The following is a 1,550-nucleotide window of genomic DNA, read 5'->3' as shown; positions in this document are numbered from 1 at the left end:
GACATGGCACGCCTGGCCGCGCTGCCTCACGTGCATTGCAAGCTCTCCGGCCTGCTCACCGAGGCCGCCGCAGGTGCGGGGCGCGTGGCATTGCAGCCCTTCGTGCAGGCGGTGTGGACGCTGTTCGGTCCGCATCGGCTGCTGTGGGGCAGCGACTGGCCGGTGCTTCGGCTGGCAAGCGACTACACCGCATGGCGCGCAATGGCCGAAGCGCTGATCGACGCCGTCGATCCTGCGCCCTCGGACGCCGACCGCGCTGCGCTTTTCGGCGGCAATGCCGCTGCCCTCTACCGACTCTGAACCCCCTCATGCTCACCGTCCTCTGCGAAACCCCTGGCCGCCTCGTCGCCCAAGACCGCCCGCGCCCCGTGCGCCAGCCCGGCGAGGTGATGCTGCGCGTCAAGCGAGTCGGCATCTGCGGCACCGACCTCCACATCTTCACGGGCAACCAGCCTTACCTCAACTATCCGCGGGTGATGGGGCATGAGTTCTCCGGCATCGTCGAGGAGACCGATCCGGCAAGCCCGCTGCAGGTCGGCGATCCGGCGTATGTGATGCCCTACCTGTCCTGCGGCCACTGCATCGCCTGCCGGCAAGGCAAGACCAATTGCTGCACCGACATCCGGGTGCTCGGCGTGCACCGCGACGGCGCGCTGACCGAGCTGCTGTGCGTGCCTGCCGGATTCGTGCACGCTGCGACCGGTGTCAGCCTGGACCAGGCGGCGATGCTCGAATTCCTGGCCATCGGTGCGCATGCAGTGCGCCGTGGCGAGATCGTGGCCGGCCAGCGCGTGCTGGTGGCCGGCGCAGGTCCCATCGGGCTGGCCGTGATGCTGTTCGCCAAGCTGCGCGGCGCGAGTGTGACGGCGCTGGACACGCGGCGCGACCGCCTCGACTTCGCGACGACGCACCTGGGCGTTGACGCAGCGGTGCCGGTGGGTGACGGCGACACGGACGAACTGGCCCGGCTGACCGACAACGAGTTTTTCGACGCAGTGTTCGATGCCACCGGCAACGCCAAGGCCATGGAACGCGGATTCCGCTTCATCGCGCATGGCGGGCGCTATGTGCTGGTCTCCATCGTGCAGGGAGCCATCGCCTTCTCGGACCCTGAATTCCACAAGCGCGAGGCCACGCTGCTGAGCAGCCGCAACGCGACGACCGAGGACTTCGAGACGGTGCTCGCGGCCATGCGCGCAGGCCAGGTGCCCGACGCGGCACTGGCCACGCACCGGCTGGCGCTGGCGAACCTCCCTGCCCGCTTCGAGCGCCTGCTCGATCCGGCCGAGGGCGTCATCAAGGCCATCGTCGAATGCTGAGCGCCTGACGATGCCGCTCGGCCATCCCATCCTCCAGTTCGGCACCAGCCGCTTTCTGCAGGCGCATGTCGACCTGTTCGTGTCGCAGGCGCTGGACGCTGGCCAGGCGCTGGGCGGCATCACCGTCGTGCAGACGACAGGCAGTGCGCAGGGCGCGGCGCGTGTCGCGGCGCTGGCCGAGGGCCGCGCTTACCCGGTGCGGCTGCAGGGCCTGATGCACGGGCGGGAAGT

General features: G+C 69.5%; 2 protein-coding genes and 1 pseudogene. All 3 read left to right on the top strand.

Translation table 11 applies throughout. From position 1 onward, the window contains the following. Positions 1-300 (top strand): amidohydrolase family protein (locus FKP22_RS29970; RefSeq protein ID WP_141291866.1); only part of this gene is annotated, 300 nt, incomplete at its 5' end. Positions 301-308: 8 nt separating this feature from the next. After that, on the top strand, positions 309-1,319 hold the full coding sequence (locus FKP22_RS29965; RefSeq protein ID WP_141291865.1) for a zinc-binding alcohol dehydrogenase family protein: 1,011 nt from the start codon (positions 309-311) through the stop codon (positions 1,317-1,319). Between the two features lie 10 nt (positions 1,320-1,329). After that, positions 1,330-1,550, top strand: a pseudogene (locus FKP22_RS29960) (mannitol dehydrogenase family protein); the annotation flags it as partial.

It is taken from the genome of Ideonella azotifigens (assembly GCF_006519715.1).
Taxonomy (GTDB): domain Bacteria; phylum Pseudomonadota; class Gammaproteobacteria; order Burkholderiales; family Burkholderiaceae_C; genus Ideonella; species Ideonella azotifigens.
Note: the sequence above shows the minus strand (reverse complement) of the source record. Positions and strands in the feature narration are given on the sequence as shown.

Bases quoted from the DNA above. Each gene is read 5' to 3' on its own strand.
- FKP22_RS29965 (WP_141291865.1), top strand. From the start codon at position 309: ATGCTCACCGTCCTCTGCGAAACCCCTGGCCGCCTCGTCGCCCAAGAC.